Source organism: Frateuria defendens, assembly GCF_001182895.1.
Classification (GTDB): Bacteria; Pseudomonadota; Gammaproteobacteria; order Xanthomonadales; family Rhodanobacteraceae; genus Frateuria_B; species Frateuria_B defendens.
Genome location: NZ_LFQR01000042.1, coordinates 91,174 through 110,872, shown reverse-complemented (window position 1 = coordinate 110,872; position 19,699 = coordinate 91,174). Strand labels below are relative to the sequence as shown.

33 protein-coding genes are annotated in these 19,699 nt (G+C 66.7%); 31 read left to right on the top strand and 2 right to left on the bottom strand.

Translation table 11 applies throughout. The features are described 5' to 3' along the window. Positions 1-8: 8 nt before the first annotated feature. From rpsJ to ACH65_RS06670, 30 genes are all read left to right on the top strand, one after another. The gene (rpsJ, locus tag ACH65_RS06815; RefSeq protein WP_014402136.1) at positions 9-320 is read left to right on the top strand and encodes a 30S ribosomal protein S10; all 312 of its coding nucleotides are present in this window, start codon (positions 9-11) and stop codon (positions 318-320) included. 20 nt (positions 321-340) lie between these two features. Then, the gene (rplC, locus tag ACH65_RS06810) at positions 341-982 is read left to right on the top strand and encodes a 50S ribosomal protein L3 (protein ID WP_049621823.1); all 642 of its coding nucleotides are present in this window, start codon (positions 341-343) and stop codon (positions 980-982) included. Between the two features lie 11 nt (positions 983-993). Next, positions 994-1,611, top strand: a complete 618-nt coding sequence (rplD, locus tag ACH65_RS06805; protein ID WP_049621822.1) for a 50S ribosomal protein L4 — start codon at positions 994-996, stop codon at positions 1,609-1,611. Next, entirely contained in the window at positions 1,608-1,901 is a 294-nt protein-coding gene (rplW, locus tag ACH65_RS06800; RefSeq protein ID WP_049621821.1) for a 50S ribosomal protein L23, read from the top strand. Before rplD ends, rplW begins: the two co-directional genes overlap by 4 nt. Positions 1,902-1,919: 18 nt before the next feature. Then, entirely contained in the window at positions 1,920-2,741 is an 822-nt protein-coding gene (rplB, locus tag ACH65_RS06795) for a 50S ribosomal protein L2 (RefSeq protein ID WP_049621820.1), read from the top strand. A 12-nt stretch (positions 2,742-2,753) separates the two neighbouring features. Continuing rightward, a complete protein-coding gene (rpsS, locus tag ACH65_RS06790; protein WP_026635835.1) occupies positions 2,754-3,026 on the top strand; it encodes a 30S ribosomal protein S19 in 273 nt (90 codons plus the stop codon). Position 3,027: 1 nt separating this feature from the next. Further along, a complete protein-coding gene (gene rplV, locus ACH65_RS06785) occupies positions 3,028-3,363 on the top strand; it encodes a 50S ribosomal protein L22 (protein WP_049621819.1) in 336 nt (111 codons plus the stop codon). A 15-nt stretch (positions 3,364-3,378) separates the two neighbouring features. Next, positions 3,379-4,128, top strand: coding sequence for a 30S ribosomal protein S3 (gene rpsC / locus ACH65_RS06780; protein ID WP_049621818.1), 750 nt, complete (start codon positions 3,379-3,381; stop codon positions 4,126-4,128). Positions 4,129-4,139: 11 nt separating this feature from the next. After that, positions 4,140-4,553, top strand: coding sequence for a 50S ribosomal protein L16 (gene rplP, locus ACH65_RS06775; protein ID WP_049621817.1), 414 nt, complete (start codon positions 4,140-4,142; stop codon positions 4,551-4,553). Further along, positions 4,553-4,738, top strand: a complete 186-nt coding sequence (gene rpmC, locus ACH65_RS06770; protein WP_049621816.1) for a 50S ribosomal protein L29 — start codon at positions 4,553-4,555, stop codon at positions 4,736-4,738. The genes rplP and rpmC overlap by 1 nt, the downstream gene beginning before the upstream one ends. 11 nt (positions 4,739-4,749) lie before the next feature. Then, a complete protein-coding gene (gene rpsQ, locus ACH65_RS06765; protein WP_049621815.1) occupies positions 4,750-5,010 on the top strand; it encodes a 30S ribosomal protein S17 in 261 nt (86 codons plus the stop codon). 15 nt (positions 5,011-5,025) lie between these two features. Then, complete coding sequence (gene rplN / locus ACH65_RS06760; RefSeq protein WP_017461864.1) at positions 5,026-5,394, top strand: 50S ribosomal protein L14; 369 nt, start codon at positions 5,026-5,028, stop codon at positions 5,392-5,394. 14 nt (positions 5,395-5,408) lie between these two features. Beyond that, the gene (gene rplX / locus ACH65_RS06755; protein ID WP_049621814.1) at positions 5,409-5,723 is read left to right on the top strand and encodes a 50S ribosomal protein L24; all 315 of its coding nucleotides are present in this window, start codon (positions 5,409-5,411) and stop codon (positions 5,721-5,723) included. Between the two features lie 8 nt (positions 5,724-5,731). Beyond that, the gene (rplE, locus tag ACH65_RS06750; RefSeq protein ID WP_202594156.1) at positions 5,732-6,274 is read left to right on the top strand and encodes a 50S ribosomal protein L5; all 543 of its coding nucleotides are present in this window, start codon (positions 5,732-5,734) and stop codon (positions 6,272-6,274) included. A 16-nt stretch (positions 6,275-6,290) separates the two neighbouring features. Continuing rightward, complete coding sequence (rpsN, locus tag ACH65_RS06745; RefSeq protein ID WP_049621812.1) at positions 6,291-6,596, top strand: 30S ribosomal protein S14; 306 nt, start codon at positions 6,291-6,293, stop codon at positions 6,594-6,596. Positions 6,597-6,776: 180 nt separating this feature from the next. Further along, positions 6,777-7,172 carry a 30S ribosomal protein S8 gene (rpsH, locus tag ACH65_RS06740; RefSeq protein WP_049621811.1) on the top strand — a complete coding sequence of 132 codons (396 nt, stop codon included), beginning with the start codon at positions 6,777-6,779 and terminating at the stop codon, positions 7,170-7,172. Between the two features lie 12 nt (positions 7,173-7,184). After that, the gene (gene rplF / locus ACH65_RS06735) at positions 7,185-7,712 is read left to right on the top strand and encodes a 50S ribosomal protein L6 (RefSeq protein ID WP_049621810.1); all 528 of its coding nucleotides are present in this window, start codon (positions 7,185-7,187) and stop codon (positions 7,710-7,712) included. Positions 7,713-7,744: 32 nt separating this feature from the next. Further along, positions 7,745-8,098: a 50S ribosomal protein L18 gene (rplR, locus tag ACH65_RS06730; protein ID WP_049621809.1), complete on the top strand. Its 354-nt coding sequence runs from the start codon at positions 7,745-7,747 to the stop codon at positions 8,096-8,098. Positions 8,099-8,251: 153 nt separating this feature from the next. After that, positions 8,252-8,761, top strand: a complete 510-nt coding sequence (gene rpsE, locus ACH65_RS06725) for a 30S ribosomal protein S5 (protein WP_049621808.1) — start codon at positions 8,252-8,254, stop codon at positions 8,759-8,761. Continuing rightward, positions 8,754-8,942, top strand: coding sequence for a 50S ribosomal protein L30 (gene rpmD, locus ACH65_RS06720; RefSeq protein WP_049621807.1), 189 nt, complete (start codon positions 8,754-8,756; stop codon positions 8,940-8,942). Before rpsE ends, rpmD begins: the two co-directional genes overlap by 8 nt. A gap of 5 nt (positions 8,943-8,947) precedes the next feature. Next, positions 8,948-9,379, top strand: a complete 432-nt coding sequence (rplO, locus tag ACH65_RS06715) for a 50S ribosomal protein L15 (RefSeq protein ID WP_049621806.1) — start codon at positions 8,948-8,950, stop codon at positions 9,377-9,379. Between the two features lie 3 nt (positions 9,380-9,382). Continuing rightward, on the top strand, positions 9,383-10,711 hold the full coding sequence (gene secY / locus ACH65_RS06710) for a preprotein translocase subunit SecY (RefSeq protein WP_425478270.1): 1,329 nt from the start codon (positions 9,383-9,385) through the stop codon (positions 10,709-10,711). Between the two features lie 130 nt (positions 10,712-10,841). Then, the gene (gene rpsM, locus ACH65_RS06705; protein WP_049621804.1) at positions 10,842-11,198 is read left to right on the top strand and encodes a 30S ribosomal protein S13; all 357 of its coding nucleotides are present in this window, start codon (positions 10,842-10,844) and stop codon (positions 11,196-11,198) included. Positions 11,199-11,210: 12 nt separating this feature from the next. Beyond that, positions 11,211-11,597 carry a 30S ribosomal protein S11 gene (gene rpsK, locus ACH65_RS06700; RefSeq protein WP_049621803.1) on the top strand — a complete coding sequence of 129 codons (387 nt, stop codon included), beginning with the start codon at positions 11,211-11,213 and terminating at the stop codon, positions 11,595-11,597. A gap of 12 nt (positions 11,598-11,609) precedes the next feature. Next, entirely contained in the window at positions 11,610-12,236 is a 627-nt protein-coding gene (rpsD, locus tag ACH65_RS06695) for a 30S ribosomal protein S4 (RefSeq protein ID WP_049621802.1), read from the top strand. Between the two features lie 16 nt (positions 12,237-12,252). Further along, entirely contained in the window at positions 12,253-13,251 is a 999-nt protein-coding gene (locus ACH65_RS06690; RefSeq protein WP_049621801.1) for a DNA-directed RNA polymerase subunit alpha, read from the top strand. A gap of 205 nt (positions 13,252-13,456) precedes the next feature. Then, positions 13,457-13,840, top strand: a complete 384-nt coding sequence (gene rplQ / locus ACH65_RS06685) for a 50S ribosomal protein L17 (protein ID WP_049621800.1) — start codon at positions 13,457-13,459, stop codon at positions 13,838-13,840. 143 nt (positions 13,841-13,983) lie between these two features. Continuing rightward, positions 13,984-14,481, top strand: a complete 498-nt coding sequence (locus ACH65_RS06680; RefSeq protein WP_049621799.1) for a disulfide bond formation protein B — start codon at positions 13,984-13,986, stop codon at positions 14,479-14,481. A gap of 1 nt (position 14,482) precedes the next feature. Further along, positions 14,483-15,880 carry a class II 3-deoxy-7-phosphoheptulonate synthase gene (locus ACH65_RS06675; RefSeq protein WP_049621798.1) on the top strand — a complete coding sequence of 466 codons (1,398 nt, stop codon included), beginning with the start codon at positions 14,483-14,485 and terminating at the stop codon, positions 15,878-15,880. A gap of 198 nt (positions 15,881-16,078) precedes the next feature. After that, the gene (locus ACH65_RS06670) at positions 16,079-16,369 is read left to right on the top strand and encodes a Rossmann-fold NAD(P)-binding domain-containing protein (RefSeq protein WP_237561464.1); all 291 of its coding nucleotides are present in this window, start codon (positions 16,079-16,081) and stop codon (positions 16,367-16,369) included. A gap of 63 nt (positions 16,370-16,432) precedes the next feature. On the opposite strand, the gene lepB is transcribed toward ACH65_RS06670, so the two are convergent. Together lepB and ACH65_RS06660 are read right to left on the bottom strand one after the other, a co-directional pair. Beyond that, the gene (gene lepB, locus ACH65_RS06665; protein ID WP_049621797.1) at positions 16,433-17,107 is read right to left on the bottom strand and encodes a signal peptidase I; all 675 of its coding nucleotides are present in this window, start codon (positions 17,105-17,107) and stop codon (positions 16,433-16,435) included. A 73-nt stretch (positions 17,108-17,180) separates the two neighbouring features. Then, entirely contained in the window at positions 17,181-18,773 is a 1,593-nt protein-coding gene (locus ACH65_RS06660) for an amidase (protein ID WP_082190180.1), read from the bottom strand. A 137-nt stretch (positions 18,774-18,910) separates the two neighbouring features. Between ACH65_RS06660 and ACH65_RS06655 the strand changes: the two genes are divergently transcribed. Next, positions 18,911-19,684 carry a c-type cytochrome gene (locus ACH65_RS06655; protein WP_202594155.1) on the top strand — a complete coding sequence of 258 codons (774 nt, stop codon included), beginning with the start codon at positions 18,911-18,913 and terminating at the stop codon, positions 19,682-19,684. Positions 19,685-19,699 lie beyond the last annotated feature (15 nt).

Sequence of the window (19,699 nt, the reverse complement as noted above, 5' to 3'; positions counted from 1 at the left end):
CACGGTTTATGGCGAACCAGAAGATTCGCATCCGGCTCAAGGCGTTCGATCATCGTCTGATCGACCGTTCGGCCAGCGAGATCGTCGAGACGGCCAAGCGCACCGGCGCTACGGTGCTCGGCCCGATCCCGCTCCCGACCAAGATCGAGCGCTACACCATCCTGGTGTCGCCGCACGTCGACAAGGATGCACGCGACCAGTACGAGACCCGTACGCACAAGCGCGTGCTCGACATCGTCGACCCCAACGACAAGACCGTGGACGCGCTCATGAAGCTTGATCTCGCCGCTGGCGTGGACGTTCAGATCAAGCTCGGCTGAGCGATAGACAGGATACGAAGATGAGTATCGGACTGGTTGGCCGCAAGTGCGGCATGAGCCGACTCTTCACTGAAGACGGACGCTCGATTCCGGTGACGCTGATTGAAGCCACCCCGAATCGCGTCACCCAGCTGAAGACGGAAGATAACGATGGTTACACCGCGGTGCAGGTCGCGGCCGGCGTCAAGCGCGCCAGCCTGCTGACGGCGCCGCTGAAGGGCCATTACGCGAAGGCGAAGGTCGAGCCGGGTCGTGGCCTGTGGGAGTTCCGCGTGTCCGCCGAGGATCTCGGCAAGTACAGCGTGGGCGCCGAGATCAAGGCCGAGGACGTGTTCCAGGCGGGCCAGGTCGTCGACGTCGCCGGCGTCTCGAAGGGCAAGGGCTTCCAGGGCACCATCAAGCGCCACAACTTCACCATGGGCGATGCGACTCACGGTAACTCGCTGTCGCATCGTGCGCCGGGCTCCATCGGCCAGCGCCAGACGCCGGGCCGCGTGTTCCCGGGCAAGAAGATGGCGGGCCACATGGGTGCGGTGAACCGCACGCAGCAGGGTCTGGAAGTGGTCAAGGTCGACGCCGAGCGTCACCTGATCGCGGTGAAGGGCGCGGTGCCGGGCGCTACCGGCGGCGACGTCGTCATCCGTCCGACCACCAAGGGTTGAGGAGAGACGCCATGGAACTGAATGTCATTGGCGCAACATCGCCTAACAAGGCCGCGCTCACCGTGTCGGACGAAGTGTTCGGCGGCGAGTTCAAGCAGGCTCTGGTCCATCAGGTGGTCGTCGCTTACCAGGCCGGCGGTCGCGCCGGTACCAAGGCGCAGCTGTCGCGCGGTGAGCTGTCGGGCACCACCAAGAAGTTCAAGAAGCAGAAGGGCGGCGGCGCCCGTCACGGCGACTACCGCGCCCCGATCTTCGTGGGCGGCGGCGTCACCTTCGCGGCCAAGCCGCGCAGCTTCGAGCAGAAGGTCAACCGCAAGGCCTATCGTGTGGCGATCCGCTCGATCCTGTCGGAGCTGAATCGCCAGGGTCGTCTGAAGGTGGTCGAGGGCTTCGGCATCGACGCCCCGAAGACCAAGGCGATGGTGGCAAAGCTGGCCGAGCTGGAAGTGTCGGGTCGCGTGCTGCTGGTTTCGGAAGACGCCGACGAGGCGCTGTTCCTGGCCGCGCGCAACATCCCGTACCTGCATGTGCTGGATGTGCTCGCGCTGAATCCGGTCGCCCTGGTCGGCTCCGACTACGTGGTGCTGACCGCCGATGCGGTGAAGAAGGTCGAGGAGTGGCTGGCATGAGCAACGAACGCATTCTGAATACGCTGCGCGCGCCGCACATTTCCGAGAAGTCGGCCCGCCTCGCCGAAGGCAACCAGTACGTGTTCGTGGTCGCCCCGGCCGCTACCAAGGCCGATGTCCGCACCGCGGTCGAGCAGATGTTCGACGTCAAGGTCGAGCAGGTGAACCTGGTCAACGTCAAGGGCAAGACCAAGTCTTTCCGCTTCCGCGCGGGCAACCGCCAGGGCAAGCGCAAGGCCTATGTGCGTCTCGCCGAAGGCCAGACCATCGACGTCGCGGCCAAGGCCTGAGCCAGGAGTTGAATTGAGATGGCACTGATCACCCACAAGCCAACCTCGCCGGGCCGTCGCGACGCCGTCAGCGTCCGCACCGAGGGGCTGTACAAGGGCGCGCCGTACGCGCCGCTGACCGAAGCCCAGTCGAAGACCGGCGGCCGCAACCATTTCGGTCGCATCACCACCCGTCATCGCGGCGGCGGTCACAAGCAGCATTACCGCATCATCGACTTCAAGCGCGACAAGGAAGGCATCGCCGCCCGCGTCGAGCGCCTGGAATACGATCCGAACCGCACCGCGCACATCGCGCTGCTGTGCTACGCCGACGGCGAGCGCCGCTACATCATCGCGCCGAAGGGCGTGGCGGTGGGCGACCGCGTGGTCGCCGGCCACGATGCGCCGATCAAGGTCGGCAACAGCCTGCCGTTGCGCAACATCCCGGTCGGCTCCACCGTGCATTGCGTGGAAATGAAGCCGGGCAAGGGCGCGCAGATCGCCCGCAGCGCCGGCGCCTCGGTGCAGCTGATCGCTCGCGAGTCCGGCTATGCCACGCTGCGCCTGCGCTCCGGCGAAATGCGCCGCGTGCCGGTCGACTGCCGCGCCACCATCGGCGAGGTCGGCAACAGCGAGCACAGCCTGAAGAAGCTCGGCAAGGCCGGTGCCAAGCGTTGGCAGGGTATTCGTCCGACCGTCCGCGGCGTGGCGATGAACCCGGTCGACCATCCGCACGGCGGCGGCGAAGGCCGCACCTCCGGTGGCCGTCATCCGGTCAGCCCGTGGGCGATGCCGACCAAGGGTTACAAGACCCGCAACAACAAGCGCACGCAGCAGTTCATCGTGCGTCGTCGCAAGTAACAGGAAACCGTCATGCCGCGTTCTCTGAAGAAAGGTCCGTTCGTCGACCTTCACCTCGTGAAGAAGGTGGAAGCTGCGGTTTCCACTAACAACAAGCGCCCGATCAAGACTTGGTCGCGCCGCTCGATGATCCTGCCGGAAATGGTGGGTCTCACCATCGCCATCCACAACGGTCGCCAGCACGTGCCGGTGCTCGTCAACGAGAACATGGTCGGGCACAAGCTCGGCGAGTTCGCGGTGACCCGCACCTTCAAGGGCCACGGCGGCGACAAGAAGGGCAAGTGACATGAGCACTGAAGCCAAAGCGATCCTGCGCAGCGCCCGCATCTCGGCGCAGAAGGCACGCCTGGTGGCTGACCTGGTCCGCGGTCTCCCCGTGGGCCGCGCCAGCGACGTGCTCCAGTTCACCAACAAGAAGGCCGCGCACCTCGTTCGCAAGGTGCTGCTGTCGGCCGTCGCCAACGCCGAGAACAACCTCGGCGCGGACGTCGACGAGCTGAAGGTCTCGCGCATCTTCGTGGACGAAGGTCCGGCGATGAAGCGCATGTACGCCCGCGCCAAGGGCCGCGGTTCGCGCATCCTGAAGCGCACCAGCCACATCACTGTGGTCGTTGGCAACTGACTGAGGACATAGACGATGGGTCATAAAGTTCATCCCACCGGTATCCGCCTCGGCATTGCCAAGGACTGGAACTCGAAGTGGTACGCCAATAAGGGCGAGTATGCCCAGTACCTCGCGGCCGACCTCAAGGTCCGAGAGATGCTGCGCAAGAAGCTGGCGCAGGCCGGCATCTCGAAGATCCAGATCGAGCGCCCGGCCAAGACCGCGCGCGTGACGATCCACACCGCCCGCCCGGGCGTGGTGATCGGCAAGAAGGGCGAGGACATCGAGAAGCTGCGCAAGGAAGTCAGCCAGATGATGGGCGTGCCGACGCACATCAACGTCAGCGAGGTGCGCAAGCCCGAGCTCGACGCGCAGCTGGTGGCCGAGTCGATCGCGCAGCAGCTCGAGCGCCGCATCATGTTCCGCCGGGCCATGAAGCGCGCGGTCGGCAACGCGATGCGTCTGGGCGCGCTGGGCATCAAGATCAACGTGTCCGGCCGTCTGAACGGCGCCGAGATCGCCCGTTCGGAGTGGAGCCGCGAGGGCCGCGTGCCGCTGCACACCCTGCGCGCCGACATCGATTACGGCGTGGCCGAGGCGAAGACCACCTACGGCATCATCGGCATCAAGGTGTGGGTCTACAAGGGCGAGATCTTCGATCTGGCCCAGGCCAGCCAGGAGTCGAAGGAAGAACAGTCGCAGCCGCGCCGCGAAGGTGGCGAGGGTCGTCGTGAATCGCGTCGCGAGGGCGGTGAAGGCCGCCGCGAGCGGACGGCGAAGTAAGGAGTGTTGCCATGTTGCAACCCAAGCGAACCAAATACCGTAAGCAGTTCAAGGGTCGTAATGACGGCCTGGCCCAGTGCTCCAACCTCGTCAGCTTCGGCGAGTACGGCCTGAAGGCGACCACGCACGGCGCGCTCACCGCGCGCCAGATCGAGGCAGCCCGCCGCTGCATCACGCGCTTCGTCAAGCGTGGCGGCAAGCTGTGGATCCGGGTGTTCCCCGACAAGCCGATCACCAAGAAGCCGATCGAAGTGCGTATGGGCGCCGGCAAGGGCAACGTCGAGTTCTGGGTGGCGCCGATCCAGCCGGGTCGCATGCTCTATGAAATCGAGGGCGTCGACGAGCCGACGGCGCGCGAGGCGTTCCGCCTGGCCGCCGCCAAGCTCTCGGTGCAGACCCAGTTTGTGACCAGGGCGGTGATGTGATGGCTATCAAAGATCTGACCACCAAGTCGGCCGACGAGCTGAAGCAGCATCTGCTGGACCTGCGCAAGGAGCAGTTCAACCTGCGCATGCAGAAGGGCACCGGCCAGCTCAACCAGCCGCACCAGCTGCGCCGCGTTCGGCGCGACATCGCCCGCACGAAGTTCGTGCTCGGCGGCAAGAAGTAAGGACGGCGGACATGAGTGACAACAACAAGCAGGCGCGCACCCTCGAGGGCCGCGTCATCAGCAACAAGATGGACAAGACGGTCACCGTCCTGATCGAGCGCCAGGTGCAGCACCCGCTGCTCGGCAAGATCGTCCGCCGCTCCACCAAGCTCCACGCGCAGGACGAGATCGGTGCGAACGAGGGCGACGTGGTGCGCATCGCGGAGTGCCGTCCGCTGTCCAAGACCAAGCATCACCGCGTGATCGAAATCGTCACGCGTGCCGACGTCTAAGGGGAGGGTGCAGACATGATCCAGATGCAAAGCACGCTTTCCGCGGCCGACAACAGCGGTGCGAAGGAACTGATGTGCATCAAGGTGCTCGGCGGTTCCAAGCGCCGCTACGCCGCGATCGGTGACGTGATCAAGGTCACCGTGAAGGATGCCATTCCGCGCGGCAAGGTGAAGAAGGGCGAGGTGTACAACGCCGTGGTGGTGCGTACCGCCAAGGGCGTGCGCCGTCCCGATGGCTCGCTGATCCGTTTCGACGGCAACGCAGCGGTGCTCCTCAACAACAAGCTCGAGCCGATCGGCACCCGAATCTTCGGGCCGGTTACCCGCGAGCTGCGCGGCGAGAAGTTCATGAAGATCGTCTCGCTCGCGCCCGAAGTGCTCTGAGCGGAGATAGACCCATGAACCGTATCCGCAAGGGTGATCAGGTCCTCGTGATCACCGGCAAGAACAAGGGGCAGCACGGCGACGTGCTGCGCGTTGAGGGCGAGCGCGTGTTCGTCTCCAACGTGAACCTGATCAAGCGCCACACCAAGCCGAATCCGCAGGCCAACCAGGCCGGCGGCATCGTCGAGCGCGAGGCCTCGATCCACATCTCCAACGTACAGCTGTTCAACCCTGCCTCGGGCAAGGGTGAGCGCGTGGGCTTCAAGACGCTCGAAGATGGGCGCAAGGTCCGCGTGTATCGCTCCTCGGGCGAGGTCGTGGACGCGTAAGGAAGACGATCATGACCCGCCTTGAAAATTTCTACAAAGAGCAGGTAGTCCAGAAGCTCACCGAGCGTTTCGGCTACCAGAACGTGATGCAGGTTCCGCGCATCAGCAAGATCACGCTGAACATGGGCGTGGGCGAAGCCGTCGGCAACAAGAAGGTGCTCGAGAACGCCGTCGCCGACATGGCCAAGATTGCCGGCCAGAAGCCGATCACGACCAACGCCCGCGTGTCGGTGGCGTCGTTCAAGATCCGCGACGGCTGGCCGATCGGCTGCAAGGTGACCCTGCGCCGCGCCCAGATGTGGGAGTTCCTGGATCGCCTGATCAACGTCGCGCTGCCGCGCACCCGCGACTTCCGCGGCGTGTCCGGGCGTGCCTTCGACGGCCGGGGCAACTACAACTTCGGCATCAAGGAACAGATCATCTTCCCGGAAATCGACTTCGACCAGATCGATGCGATGCGCGGCATGGATATCGCCATCACCACGACCGCGAAGACCGACGAAGAAGCCAAGGCGCTGCTCGAGGCCTTCAGCTTCCCGTTCCGCAACTGATACGCGAGAGATACCCATGGCAAAGACCTCGATGGTCAACCGCGACATCAAGCGGACCAAGCTCGTCAAAAAGTACGCCGGCAAGCGCGCCGAACTGAAGGCGATCGTGCTGAGCCCCACCGCCTCCTACGAGGAGAAGATGGACGCGCAGGCGAAGCTGCAGAAGCTGCCGCGTGACGCCAGCCCGGTGCGCCAGCGCAACCGCTGCGCGCTGTCCGGTCGTCCGCGCGGCGTGTATCGCAAGTTCGGCCTCGGCCGCAACAAGCTGCGCGAAGCCACCATGCGTGGCGACGTGCCCGGCCTGCGCAAGGCCAGCTGGTAAGCCCGCGTCGCGGCCGGCCAAGTCCGGCCGCGAGGCGATTTCAAGCACTGCTGTTTCCAAACGGCCGGAAGTCTGCTACAGTCGTCGGTCTGCGCAAGGCAGGCCGGCGTTTGTCGGCACACAATTCAACACAAGATTTCCGGTTCGATCGGATATCGGTGCACGCTGAAGGATGTTTCCATGAGCATGACTGATCCCATCGCCGACATGTTTACGCGCATCCGCAATGCCCAGTCCACGGGTAAGCAGATCGTAAGCATGCCGTCGTCCAAGCTGAAGTTGGCGCTGGCCAACCTCCTCAAGAACGAGGGCTACATCCTCGACGCCAAGCCTTCCACCGAAGAAGGCAAGCCGGTGCTCGAGATCAAGCTCAAGTATTTCGAAGGCCGTCCGGCGATCGAGCGCATCGAGCGCATCAGCCGCTCGGGCCTGCGCGTGTATCGCGGCAAGGGCGATCTGCCGAAGGTGCTCGGCGGTCTCGGTATCTCGATCGTTTCGACGTCCGCCGGTCTGCTGACCGACGCCCAGGCTCGCGCCCAGGGCGTGGGCGGCGAAGTCATCGGCCTGGTCGCGTAAGGAGTCTCAACGATGTCCCGAGTTGCCAAGAAGCCTGTCTCCCTGCCCAAGGGCGTGGAGCTCAAGGTTGCCGAAGACGGCATTTCCGTGAAGGGCCCGAAGGGTACCTTGTCCAGCCACGCGCTGCCTGGCGTCACCATCGCGGTGAACGACGGCACGGCGCTGATCGAGCTGGCCGAGGGCGCCGACGACAAGTTCGGCGGTACCGCGCGCGCATTGCTGGCCAACATGGTCAAGGGCGTGTCCGAGGGTTATGAGCGCAAGCTCGAGCTGGTCGGCGTGGGTTATCGCGCTTCCATGCAGGGCAAGGCGCTGAACCTCAGCCTCGGTTTCTCGCATCCGGTGGTGTTCGATGCGCCGGAAGGCATCAGCATCGAAACCCCGACGCAGACCGAAGTGCTCATCAAGGGCGCGGACAAGCAGCGCGTGGGCGAAGTGGCGGCGAAGATCCGCAGCTTCCGTCCGCCGGAGCCCTACAAGGGCAAGGGCGTGCGCTACGCCGGCGAGAAGATCACCCTGAAGGAAGCCAAGAAGGCGTAAAGCGCCTATCCGCTTTCCTTGGAGAGAACACGATGAACAAGAACGAAGCCCGTCTGCGCCGCGCCAAGTCCACGCGCGCCCACATCCGCGAGCTGGGCGTGGCACGCCTTTCCGTGCATCGCACCGGCCAGCACCTGTATGCCCAGGTGTTCGCCGCCGACGGCCAGCAGGTGGTGGCCGCCGCGTCGACCGTGCAGAAGTCGCTCGCCGAAGGCCTGAAGGGCACCAAGAATCTCGCCGCCGCGGCGGCGGTGGGCAAGGCGGTGGCCGAGCGCGCGCTGGCCGCGGGCGTGGAGTCGGTGGCGTTCGATCGCTCCGGCTTCCGCTACCACGGCCGCATCAAGGCGCTGGCCGAAGCGGCCCGCGAGGCTGGCCTGAAGTTTTGATTTCAGGAATCGAGAGTCGGGAATAGGGAATCGAGTGCTCTTGATGTCCCAATTCTCTATTCACTACTCCCGATTCCCCGCGTAAGCAAAACAACTCCAAGCGGCCCAAGCCGCAAGCAAAGTCCCGGATGGTCCGGGCATACGGAAAAGAACATGTCTTCTACCGATCGCGAAAATTCCGACGGCCTGCTCGAGAAGCTGATTGCCGTCAACCGCGTGGCCAAGACCGTCAAGGGTGGCCGCCAGATGAGCTTCACTGCGCTGACCGTGGTCGGCGACGGCGAGGGCAAGGTCGGCTTCGGCTATGGCAAGGCGCGCGAAGTGCCGGTGGCCATCTCCAAGGCCATGGACCGCGCCCGCCGCAACATGGTGAACATCGACCTCAACAACGGCACGCTCTGGTACGCCATCAAGGCCAACCATGGCGCTGCGCGCGTGTTCATGCAGCCGGCCGCCGAGGGTACCGGCGTGATCGCCGGCGGTGCGATGCGCGCCGTGCTGGAAGTGGTCGGCGTGAAGAACGTGCTGGCCAAGGCGGTCGGTTCGCGCAACCCCATCAACCTGGTTCGCGCCACCATCAAGGGCCTGCAGGCCATCGCCTCGCCGAAGCACATCGCTGCCAAGCGCGGCAAGACCGTGGAAGAGGTGCTGGGCCATGGCTAATACAGAGAAAACCGTGCGCGTGCGCCTGGTGAAGGGCCTGCGCGGCGTGCAGAGCCGTCATCGCCTGAGCGTGAAGGCGCTGGGCCTCAACAAGCTCAACGACGTGCGCGAACTGAAGGACAGCCCGCAGGTTCGTGGCCTGATCAACACGGTCTACTACCTGGTCCGGGTCGAGGAGTAAGCATCATGCGTCTGAATGACATCAAGCCTGCCGCCGGTTCGCGCAAGTCGCGTCTGCGCGTCGGCCGCGGTATCGGCTCGGGTCTCGGCAAGACCGCTGGCCGCGGCCACAAGGGTCAGCACGCCCGCGCCGGCGGCACCCACAAGTTCGGCTTCGAGGGCGGCCAGATGCCGCTGCAGCGTCGCCTGCCCAAGGTTGGCTTCCGTTCCAAGAAGAAGGCCGAGAACCAGCAGGTGTTCCTGTACCAGCTGGCCAACCTGAAGGTGGACGTGATCGACGTGATCGCGCTGCACCAGGCCGGTCTGATCGACAGCCGCGCGAAGAAGGTCAAGGTCGTCGCCAAGGGCGAGATCGGCCGCGCGGTGAAGCTGTCCGGCGTGCTCGCCACGGCTGGCGCCAAGGCGGCCATCGAGGCGGCCGGCGGCAGCGTGGAGTAATCGATCGTGGCGGCAGCCAAGGGCTCGGGTCTCGGATCGCTCGGCAAGCTGACTGAACTGCGTCAGCGCATCTTCTTCGTGATCGGTGCGCTGATCGTGTTCCGCTTGGGTTCGTTCATCCCGGTTCCGGGTGTGAACCCGGATGCGATGACGCGGCTGATCGAGCAAGGCGGCGGCCTCTTGAACATGTTCAACATGTTCTCGGGCGGCTCGCTGGCACGCTTCTCGGTGTTCGCGCTGGGTGTGGTGCCGTACATTTCGGCCTCGATCGTGGTGCAGATGATGGGCGCGGTGATCCCGAGCCTGCAGGCGCTGCGCAAGGAAGGCGAGGCGGGGCGTCGCAAGATGACCACCTATACCCGCATCGGTACGGTGGCGCTGGCGGCCTTCCAGGCCTTCGGCATCGCGGTGGCGTTCCAGAAGCAGGTCGTTGCCGGCGGTGCGCCGGTGGTCTACACGCCGGGCATGGGCTTCGTCCTGTCCTCGGTGGTGGGCCTGACCGCGGGCACCATGTTCCTGATGTGGCTGGGCGAACAGATCACCGAGCGCGGCATCGGCAACGGGATCTCGCTGCTGATCTTCGCCGGCATCGTGGCCGGCCTGCCGACCGCGGTGGCGCACACCCTGGGCATGGCCAGCAACGGTGAGCTGTCGGTGCTGCGGATGATCATGGTGGTGGTGGTGATCCTGCTGGTGACCGCTTTCGTGGTGTTCATGGAGCGGGCCCAGCGGCGGATCACGGTGAATTACGCGCGGCGCTCCGGCGGACAGCGCGCGTACATGAACCAGACCTCGCACCTGCCGCTGAAGGTCAACATGGCCGGCGTGATCCCGCCGATCTTCGCCTCGAGCCTGCTGATGTTCCCGGCGACCGCGGCGAGCTGGTTCGGCGCCGGCAGCCAGTCGCGCTGGCTGCAGGGCCTCACCCAGGCGCTGACCTTCGGCGAGCCGCTGTACGACATCGTGTTCGCGGTGCTGGTGATCACCTTCGCCTTCTTCTACACGGCGATCGTGTTCAACTCGCAGGAAACGGCCGACAACTTGAAGCGCTCCGGCGCGCTGATTCCGGGCATCCGCCCGGGCCGCGCCACGGCGGACTACATCGATAACGTGATGACCCGTCTGACCGGTGTCGGCGCGCTGTACCTGGTGCTGGTCTGTCTGGTGCCGTCCTTCATGCAGAAGGCCTGGCACGTACCGTTCTACTTCGGCGGCACTTCGCTGCTGATCGTGGTGGTCGTGGTGATGGATTTCACCGCCCAGGTGCAGGCGCATCTGGTGAGCCACCAGTACGAAAGTTTGTTCAAGAAGGCCAACCTCCGCCGTAACTAGTGGCTGCTGGGCGGTAAGAGGTCAGGTCCTGTGGTCGGGAAGGCTCGGAGCCAAAGGGGTTTCCCGGCCGGTTGATTCAGGTTAAAATTGCGCGTTTACCGCGCACGAAACGCATCGGAGAAAGTACATCATGGCGCGCATCGCGGGTGTCAATTTGCCAGTCCAGAAGCATGTCTGGGTTGGCCTGCAGAGCATCTACGGGATCGGCCGCAGCCGGGCCAAGAAGGTCTGCGCGGACGCTGGCGTGGTTCCCACCACGCCGATCAAGTCCTTGAGTGAAGGCGAGGTGGAGAAGCTCCGCCACGAGATCGGCAAGTACGTCGTCGAGGGCGATCTGCGTCGCGAAGTCGGCATTGCCATCAAGCGCCTGATGGATCTGGGTTGCTACCGCGGTCTGCGCCACCGTCGTGGCCTGCCGGTGCGCGGCCAGCGCACCAAAACCAACGCCCGCACCCGCAAGGGTCCGCGTCGCGCGATCAAGAAGTAACGGATTCCGAATATGGCTAAGCCGGTCAAAACCAAGAAGAAGATCAAGCGCGTCGTCACGGATGCCGTGGCCCACGTGCAGGCCTCCTTCAACAACACCATCGTCACCATCACCGACCGCCAGGGCAACGCGCTGTCGTGGGCGACTGCGGGCGGCGCGGGTTTCCGCGGTTCGCGCAAGTCCACCCCGTTCGCCGCGCAGGTCGCCGCCGAGAAGGCCGGCCGTGCCGCCGCCGACTACGGCGTGAAGACGGTGGAAGTGCGCATCAAGGGCCCCGGCCCGGGCCGCGAGTCGGCGGTGCGCTCGCTGAACGCCTTGGGTTACAAGGTGCTCAACATCATCGACGTCACGCCGATTCCGCACAACGGCTGCCGTCCTCCCAAGAAGCGTCGAGTCTAAAGGAGCATACCCATGGCCCGTTATCGTGGAGCTACCTGCAAGCTCGCCCGCCGCGAGGCTGCTGATCTCAGCCTGAAGAGCCCGGCCCGCGCACTCGATTCGAAGTGCAAGCTGGAAAACAAGCCCGGCCAGCACGGCGCGAACAAGCGCGCCCGCCTGTCGGACTACGCCGTGCAGCTGCGCGAGAAGCAGAAGGTCAAGCGCATCTACGGCGTGCTGGAGCGTCAGTTCAGCAACTACTACGCCAAGGCGTCGACCCTCAAGGGCAACACCGGCGAGAACCTGCTGCGCCTGCTCGAGTGCCGTCTGGACAACGTCGTCTACCGCATGGGCTTCGCCGTGACCCGCGCCCAGGCTCGCCAGCTGGTCAGCCACAAGGCGATCCTGGTCAACGGCAAGAAGGTCAACATTCCGTCCTACCAGGTCAAGCCGGGCGACGAGATCGCGCTGACCGAGCGCGCGCGCACCCAGCTGCGCGTGCAGGAAGCGGCGACCGTGTTCGACACCATGGACCTGCGCCCGCTGTGGGTCGAGGTGGATGCGAAGAAGTTCGCCGGTACTTTCAAGGCTCTGCCGGATCGCGGTGACCTGCCGTCCGACATCAACGAAGCCCTGATCGTCGAGCTTTATTCGAAGTAATCAATCGGAGCCCTGCATGGCAGTTTCGTCAACTAGCGTGTTGCGGCCTCGCGGCCTCAGCGTCGAGCAGCTTGGACCCAACCGCGCGAAGGTGGTGGTCGAGCCGCTCGAGCGTGGCTTCGGCCACACCCTGGGCAACGCGCTGCGCCGCGTGTTGCTCTCTTCGATCCCCGGCAGCGCCATCGTCGAGGTCGAGATCGACGGCGTGCTTCACGAGTACACCACCCTCGAGGGCCTGCAGGAGGACGTGATCGAAGTCCTGCTCAACCTGAAGGACGTGGCGATCCGCCAGCACACCGGCGACGAAGTCACCCTGACCCTGTCGAAGAAGGGCAAGGGCATCGTCACCGCGGGCGACATCGTGGTCGATCACTCGGTCGAGATCATCAATCCCGAGCACGTGATCTGCCATCTGACCAAGGACATCGCGCTCAACATGCGCCTGAAGGTGCATCGCGGCGTCGGCTACCAGCCGGCCAGTACGCGCCAGCATCCGGACGACGAGGCGCGGCCGATCGGCCGGCTGCAGTTGGATGCGTCGTTCGCGCCGGTGCTGCGCGTGGCGTACGAGGTGGAAGCGGCCCGCGTCGAGCAGCGCACCAACCTCGACAAGCTGGTGCTGGACATCGAGACCAACGGCACCATCGGTGCGGAAGACGCCGTGCGCAAGGCGGCCGAGATCCTCAACGACCAGCTGTCGGTGTTCGGCGACTTCTCGCGCCGCGAGAGCGCCACCGACAAGGCGGAGAAGGGCGGTTTCGATCCGCTGCTGCTGCGTCCGATCGACGACCTGGAGCTCACCGTGCGTTCGGCGAACTGCCTGAAGGCCGAGAGCATCTACTACATCGGCGATCTGGTGCAGAAGACCGAGGTCGAGTTGCTCAAGACCCCGAACCTGGGCAAGAAGTCGCTCACCGAGATCAAGGATGTCCTTGGCTCGCGCGGCCTGGCCCTGGGCATGAAGATCGAGAACTGGCCGCCGCCGGGCCTCTCGCACGGCATGCAATTGGGTTAATGCGATCGTCCCTGATCGCGGTAGTCGGGAGTAGGCGTCGCAGCGGCGTCTGCTCCCGCGATCTGGAAGTCCAGAAGCGGCCATCCATGGCCGCACTCTAAGAAAAGGCCCGTTTCAACCAGGGCCGTAAAAGCGGGCAACCGCGGGAAGCCGGACCTGAGCGCCGGCTTTTCATAACAACAGACTGATAGAGAGAGTTTTCGCCATGCGCCACATGAAATCCGGACGCAAGCTCAACCGGACCAGCAGCCACCGCGAAGCCATGTTCCGCAACATGGCCGCGTCGCTGTTCAAGCACGAGCTGATCCGCACCACCTTGCCCAAGGCGAAGGAACTTCGCCGCGTGGCCGAGCCGCTGATCACCCTGGCCAAGACCGACGGTGTCGCCAACCGCCGCCTCGCCTTCTCGCGCCTGCGCGACAAGCAGGCCGTGGGCAAGCTGTTCGTCGAGATCGGCCCGCGCTACAGCCAGCGTCCCGGTGGCTACCTGCGCATCCTCAAGTGCGGCTTCCGCCCCGGCGACAACGCGCCGATGGCGTACGTCGAGCTGGTGGATCGCCCGCGCGTGCAGGCGGCCGACGCCGAGTAAGCGCCCTCGCGCTCCACTGCGTTCTGCGACCCCCGATCGGGCGACCGGCCGGGGTTCGTCGTATCTGGACGTCTGGAAATGTCCGGCTGACAGCGGGGCGGGGAGCGGGTAATGTCGGCGTTCCCCAAGTCGCCGTTTTGCCGATGAATCCCCTGCACTGGTCCTATCGCTTCAGCTTCCTCGCCGGCTTTGTGATCTGCGCGGCCCTGCTCGGTTTCGCGCTGTATACCCAGTACGTCTGGGGCCTGGCGCCGTGCCCGCTGTGCATCTTCCAGCGCATCGCGTTCGTGGCCATGGGTGCGTTCTTCCTGCTGGGGGCGACGCATGCGCCGCGTGGCGGCGGCCGCTGGGTGTATACCGGCGGCGTGCTGCTGGGCGCGGCGTGGGGCATCGCGGTGGCGGGACGCCACCTGTGGATCCAGTCGCTGCCCGCCGACCAGGTGCCGGCCTGCGGCCTGCCGCTGGGCTACATGCTGGACGCCTTTCCGTTCGCCAAGGTGCTGAAGATGGTGTTCACCGGTTCCGGCGAATGCGCCAAGGTAGACCCGATCCTGGGCCTGCCGATGCCGGCCTGGACCCTGCTGTGGTTCGTACTGCTCGCCGTCTGGGCGATCCGCGCCAGCGTGCGCAAACGAGGTTGAGATGTTGACCCACCTGCGCCATGCGGCGCTGAACGCTTATCCCGCGCCGGCCGGCGAAGCCGCCGGCTGGACGCCCGGTTCCTGGCAGCAGCGCGTGGCGCTGCAGCAGCCGTTCTACGAGGACGCCGACGAACTGGCGCAGGCCACCGCGCAGCTCGCGCAGTTGCCGCCGCTGGTCACCTCGTGGGAAGTGCTGGCGCTGAAGCAGGCGCTGGCCGAGGCGCAGGAGGGCAAGCGCTTCCTGCTGCAGGGCGGCGACTGCGCGGAGAGCTTCGCCGACTGCACCAGCCCGATCATTTCCAACCGGCTCAAGGTGCTGCTGCAGATGAGCCTGGTGCTGGTGCACGGCCTCAAGCAGCCGGTGCTGCGGGTGGGCCGCTTCGCCGGGCAGTACGCCAAGCCGCGTTCGGCCGACACCGAGACGCGCGACGGCGTGACCCTGCCGAGCTTCCGCGGCGACCTGGTCAACAGCCCCGAGTTCACGCCCGAGGCGCGCCGCGCGGACCCGCAGCGGCTGATCCAGGCGCATGCGCATTCGGCGCTGACGATGAACTTCGTGCGCGCGCTGATCGACGGCGGTTTCGCCGACCTGCATCATCCGGAATACTGGGACCTGGCCTGGGTCGAGTACTCGCCGCTGGCGGCCGAATACCGCCGCATGGTGGACGCCATCGGCGACTCGGTGCGCTTCATGGAGACCCTGGCCGGGCCGATCGCCGGCTTCTCGCGGGTGGATTTCTTCACCTCGCACGAGGCGCTGCTGCTGCACTACGAGCAGGCACTCACGCGACAGGTGCCGCGCCATGCGGGCTGGTTCAACCTCTCCACGCACTTCCCGTGGATCGGCATGCGCACGGCGGCGCTGGACGGCGCGCATACGGAGTACTTCCGCGGCATCCGCAACCCGATCGCGGTGAAGGTGGGGCCGTCGGTGACGCCCGAGCAGCTGCTGCCGCTGATCGACGCGCTGAACCCGCACGAGGAGCCGGGCCGGCTCACCCTGATCCACCGCATGGGCAACGCCAAGATCGCCGAGGCGCTGCCGCCGCTGCTGGAGGCGGTCAAGCGCGAGGGACGGCGCGTGCTGTGGGTGGCCGACCCGATGCACGGCAACACCGAGAGCACCTCCAACGGCTACAAGACCCGCCGTTTCGACAACATCCGCGGCGAGCTGGACCAGGCGCTGGACATCCACGCGGCGGCCGGCACGCGCCTGGGCGGCGTGCACCTGGAGCTCACCGGCGAGAACGTCACCGAGTGCATGGGCGGCGCGCGCGACCTCTCCGAGAGCGACCTCGAACGCGCCTACAAGTCGATGGTGGACCCGCGCCTCAACTACGAGCAGTCGCTGGAACTGGCCATGCTGATCGTGCGCAAGTCGAGCGGCGGGCAGGGCTGAGCGACGCCTTCTTGCGGGCATGCCGGCGAGCGGCCGGGTAAATGCCTGGCGCTATGCGCCGGGCATCCGCATCACCTGCAGGCCATGCAAGCCGTGCATGGGGCGCTCCCACGAAAGGGAGCGCCCCCGCGATTGCCGACTAGTGTGCCGGCTCGCCGCAGGCGGCCCGGAATCCGGGCACCACCGCGACGACCGTGCGTGCGAGCCCAGGGAAGCGTCGCCAACAACGAGCACGGGCACTACGAGGTGTATCGCGGCAGCAAGGCGGCGCTCAACATGTTCATGCGCAGCTTCGCCGCCCGCCACGCCGGCGAGGCGGGAACGCTGCTGCTCATGGCTCCGGGCTGGGTGCGGACCGACATGGGCGGCCCCCAGGCGCGCCTGAGTATCGAGGAGAGCATCCCGAACCTCGCGGACACCATGGATGCGCAGGCGGGAAAGGCGGGTTTGCAGTACCTGGATTACCTGGGGCGGCGGGTTCCGTGGTGAGCGGAAACCTGGACGGCCGCTTGGGGGAAGGAGCCTCAAATGGCCGCCCGCTGGCCTGCCGGCTCAGTCCAAGGGGGCGGCGAGGCGTCCGGGGCGCGGCAGGTAGTGGTGGGCCGGGTCGAGCGAGACGGCCACGTAGCGCGCCCGCCCCACGATCTCGCGGCGCGGCACGGCGCCGAAGTAGCGCGAGTCCAGGCTGTCGTCGCGGTCGTCGCCGAGCAGCAGGTAGCGGCCGGTGGGCACCGTCACCGGGCCGTAGTGGCTGACCGGGCTGGGGGCGTAGCGCGAGAGGCGCACGCGGTGGCGCATGCCGTCCAGCGCTTCGATGGCGTAGACGGCTGGGTCGCGCAGGTCGTCGCGGATGCCGTCGGCCGTGGCCGGCCGGTAGCGCGCGGCGCGGCCGTTGACGTAGAGCACGTTGCCGCGCAGCGCCACGGTGTCGCCGGGCAGGCCGATCACCCGCTTCACCAACCGCTCCCCGGCCGCGCTGGAGTCGACCACCACGATGTCGCCGCGCTGCGGGTCGCCCAGCTGCCACAGCGAGACGTGGGTGAACGGCACGCGCACGTCGTAGGCCGCGCGGTTCACCACGATGCGGTCGCCGATGCGGATGGTCGGCTGCATCGAGCCGGTGGGCACCACGTTCCAGTCCGCCAGCGCGCTGCGGAACATGAACATGCAGAGCATGAAGGCGAGGAAGCCCTTGTTCCGGGCGAGGAGGTTCCTGATCGCGTGCATGGGGCGGTCCTTGGGCTTGAAGGGTGGGCGCGTTCCACGATGGATCCGCGCCCGCGGGCGAGGTTCCTGTGCCTCAGCGGCCGGTGGCTACCGGTTTGCCGCCCACCGTATCGAGGAAGCGCGGCGGTTGCCAGGCCTTCGCATGCTGCTCGAAACCGTAGGCGATCGAGATCAGCGTCGGCTCGCTCCACTTGGCGCCGAAGAACACGATGCCCACCGGCAGGTCGTGCGCGAAGCCGGCCGGCACGGTGATCGACGGATACCCGGCCACCGCGGCCGGCTGCGAGGCGCCGCCGATGGTGGGATCACCGCTCACCACGTGGTCGCCGAGCACCGGGTCAGTGACGAAGGCCGGCCCCCACGAGGGCGCCAGCAGCGCATCGAGGCGACCCTTGGCGAGCGCCGCGTCGATGCCCTCGGGGCCGGACAGGCGCTTGGCCTTGGTCAGCGCCTCCGTGTAGGCCTTCTCGGTCAGCGGCCCCTTGGCCTGCGACTGCTCGAACAACTCCTGCCCGAACCAGGGCATCTCCACGTCGGCGTGCGCGGTGTCGAAGGCGATCAGGTCGGCCAGCGTCTTCACGCCCAGCCCCTTGCGGGTGGCGAGGTAGGCGTTGATGTCGTGCTTGAAGTCGTACAGCAGCACGGTGTTCTCGACCGGGCCCAGTTCCTTCAGATGGGGCAGCTTCACCGGGTCGATCACGATCGCGCCCTGGGCCTTCATCAGCGCGATGGCGCGCTCCAGCGCGCGGTCGGCGTTCGGTTCCGCGCCGGCCATCTCGCGCACTACGCCGATACGCTTGCCCTTGAGGCCGTTCGGGTCGAGGAAGCGGGTGTAGTCGGTGGCGTGGCGGTCGGCTTCCGCCGTGGCCGGGTCGCGCGGGTCGCTGCCGGCGATGGCGCCGAGCAGGGCGGCGGCGTCGGCGACGCTGCGGGCCATCGGGCCGGCGGTGTCCTGGTTGTGGCTGATCGGCACGATGCCGCGGCGGCTGACCAGGCCGAGCGTGGGCTTGATGCCGACGATGCCGGTCATCGAGGCGGGGCAGATGATCGAGCCGTCGGTCTCGCTGCCGATCGCCAGCGGCGCGAGGCCGGCGGCCACCGCCGCGGCGGAGCCGGCGCTGGAGCCGCAGGGGTTGCGGTCGAGCACGTAGGGGTTGCGGGTCTGCCCGCCGCGCGCGCTCCAGCCGCTGCTGGCGTGGGTGGAGCGGTAGTTGGCCCATTCGCTCAGGTTGGCCTTGCCGAGCACGATCGCGCCGGCCTTGCGCAGGCGCGCCACCAGGGCGGCGTCCTCGCCCGCGGGTGCGCTGGCCAGGGCGAGGGAGCCGGCGGTGGTGAGCTGGCGGTCGCCGGTGTCGATGTTGTCCTTGAGCAGCACCGGCATGCCGTGCAGCGGCCCGGCGTTTTCACCGCGGCTCGCGTCGAGTGAGGCGGCGATCTTCGGCGCATCGGGATTGAGCTCGAGCACCGCATGCAGCGCCGGCCCGCCGCGGTCGATGGCGGCGATGCGCGCCTCGAGCGCGGCGATCAGCTGCGCGGCGCCCAGGCGGTCGTCCTGCTGCCAGCTGCGCAGCTGGGCGAGGTCGGCGTAGGCGGGGTCGGGGCGGCCCGCGGCTGGCGCCGCCGCGACCTGCACGCCGCCGGATCCGGCGAGGGCCAGGGCCGGCATCAGGGCGGCGGCGAGGGCGTAGCGTGGTTTCACGTGATTGATCCTTTGCGATGGCTGCGACAAGATGTTGCGGCAAGCGTTGTTGTCCGTGGTGCCACGCCTCGCCTCCCGAGGCCTTGCTTTCCGAATGGAGCCGCATGGAAACGACCCAGCTTCCCCACGCTGCGCGCGCTGCATCCCCTACACGTCGTCCCGGCCGGCCGGAGTCCTGGGCCGCCTGGCTGATCGTCGCCATCCTGGGCGTCTTCGGCGCCGGCGGCAAGGCCGTGGCGGCCGAGGTGCCCGACACCATGGAGCAGCGCCTGATGGGCTGCGCGGCCTGCCATGGCGTGCACGGCGAGGGCGTGGCCTACAACCAGTTCTATCCGCGCCTGTCAGGCAAATCGGCGGATTACCTCTACCACCAGCTCAAGGCCTTCAAGGACGGCCAGCGGCGCTACACGCAGATGGTCTACCTGGTGCGCTTCATGGACGACGCCTACATGCGCGAGGTGGCCGACTACTACGCCAGGCAGGCGCCGCACTACGAGCCGCCGGCCTCCACCGAGGGCATCGCGCCCGCGGTGCTGCAGCGCGGCCAGGCGCTGGTGGAGCAGGGCGACGCGCAGCTCGGCGTGCCGGCCTGCGCGGCCTGCCACGGTACCCGGCTGGAAGGCCGCGACCCGGCCATCCCGCGACTGGTCGGCATGTCGCGCAGCTACCTCACCGCGCAGCTCGGCGGCTGGAAGAACGGCGCGCGCCAGGCGGTGGCGCCGGACTGCATGCACGAGGTGGTGGACCGGTTGAGCACCGCCGACATCGAGGCCGTGGGCATCTGGATCGCTTCGCGTCCGGGCAGCGACACGCTCCAGGCCGAGCCGGCTTCCGCCACCCAGAAGCTGCCGCTGGTCTGCGGCAGCATGCAGCAGTAAGAGCCTGTTCATGGC

Coding starts and splice junctions, on each gene's coding strand:
- rplW (WP_049621821.1), top strand. CDS start 1,608: ATGAGCAACGAACGCATTCTGAATACGCTGCGCGCGCCGCACATTTCC.
- rplO (WP_049621806.1), top strand. CDS start 8,948: ATGCGTCTGAATGACATCAAGCCTGCCGCCGGTTCGCGCAAGTCGCGT.
- ACH65_RS06660 (WP_082190180.1), bottom strand. CDS start 18,773: ATGCCGGCCCTGGCCCTCGCCGGATCCGGCGGCGTGCAGGTCGCGGCG.
- lepB (WP_049621797.1), bottom strand. CDS start 17,107: ATGCACGCGATCAGGAACCTCCTCGCCCGGAACAAGGGCTTCCTCGCC.
- rpsE (WP_049621808.1), top strand. CDS start 8,252: ATGTCTTCTACCGATCGCGAAAATTCCGACGGCCTGCTCGAGAAGCTG.
- rpsD (WP_049621802.1), top strand. CDS start 11,610: ATGGCCCGTTATCGTGGAGCTACCTGCAAGCTCGCCCGCCGCGAGGCT.
- rpsC (WP_049621818.1), top strand. CDS start 3,379: ATGGGTCATAAAGTTCATCCCACCGGTATCCGCCTCGGCATTGCCAAG.
- rpmD (WP_049621807.1), top strand. CDS start 8,754: ATGGCTAATACAGAGAAAACCGTGCGCGTGCGCCTGGTGAAGGGCCTG.
- rpsJ (WP_014402136.1), top strand. CDS start 9: ATGGCGAACCAGAAGATTCGCATCCGGCTCAAGGCGTTCGATCATCGT.
- rpsM (WP_049621804.1), top strand. CDS start 10,842: ATGGCGCGCATCGCGGGTGTCAATTTGCCAGTCCAGAAGCATGTCTGG.
- rpsS (WP_026635835.1), top strand. CDS start 2,754: ATGCCGCGTTCTCTGAAGAAAGGTCCGTTCGTCGACCTTCACCTCGTG.
- rplF (WP_049621810.1), top strand. CDS start 7,185: ATGTCCCGAGTTGCCAAGAAGCCTGTCTCCCTGCCCAAGGGCGTGGAG.
- rplB (WP_049621820.1), top strand. CDS start 1,920: ATGGCACTGATCACCCACAAGCCAACCTCGCCGGGCCGTCGCGACGCC.
- ACH65_RS06655 (WP_202594155.1), top strand. CDS start 18,911: ATGGAAACGACCCAGCTTCCCCACGCTGCGCGCGCTGCATCCCCTACA.
- rplR (WP_049621809.1), top strand. CDS start 7,745: ATGAACAAGAACGAAGCCCGTCTGCGCCGCGCCAAGTCCACGCGCGCC.
- rpsQ (WP_049621815.1), top strand. CDS start 4,750: ATGAGTGACAACAACAAGCAGGCGCGCACCCTCGAGGGCCGCGTCATC.
- ACH65_RS06675 (WP_049621798.1), top strand. CDS start 14,483: ATGTTGACCCACCTGCGCCATGCGGCGCTGAACGCTTATCCCGCGCCG.
- rplN (WP_017461864.1), top strand. CDS start 5,026: ATGATCCAGATGCAAAGCACGCTTTCCGCGGCCGACAACAGCGGTGCG.
- ACH65_RS06680 (WP_049621799.1), top strand. CDS start 13,984: ATGAATCCCCTGCACTGGTCCTATCGCTTCAGCTTCCTCGCCGGCTTT.
- rplV (WP_049621819.1), top strand. CDS start 3,028: ATGAGCACTGAAGCCAAAGCGATCCTGCGCAGCGCCCGCATCTCGGCG.
- ACH65_RS06690 (WP_049621801.1), top strand. CDS start 12,253: ATGGCAGTTTCGTCAACTAGCGTGTTGCGGCCTCGCGGCCTCAGCGTC.
- rplX (WP_049621814.1), top strand. CDS start 5,409: ATGAACCGTATCCGCAAGGGTGATCAGGTCCTCGTGATCACCGGCAAG.
- rpsH (WP_049621811.1), top strand. CDS start 6,777: ATGAGCATGACTGATCCCATCGCCGACATGTTTACGCGCATCCGCAAT.
- rpmC (WP_049621816.1), top strand. CDS start 4,553: ATGGCTATCAAAGATCTGACCACCAAGTCGGCCGACGAGCTGAAGCAG.
- rpsN (WP_049621812.1), top strand. CDS start 6,291: ATGGCAAAGACCTCGATGGTCAACCGCGACATCAAGCGGACCAAGCTC.
- rplP (WP_049621817.1), top strand. CDS start 4,140: ATGTTGCAACCCAAGCGAACCAAATACCGTAAGCAGTTCAAGGGTCGT.
- rplC (WP_049621823.1), top strand. CDS start 341: ATGAGTATCGGACTGGTTGGCCGCAAGTGCGGCATGAGCCGACTCTTC.
- rplQ (WP_049621800.1), top strand. CDS start 13,457: ATGCGCCACATGAAATCCGGACGCAAGCTCAACCGGACCAGCAGCCAC.
- rpsK (WP_049621803.1), top strand. CDS start 11,211: ATGGCTAAGCCGGTCAAAACCAAGAAGAAGATCAAGCGCGTCGTCACG.
- rplD (WP_049621822.1), top strand. CDS start 994: ATGGAACTGAATGTCATTGGCGCAACATCGCCTAACAAGGCCGCGCTC.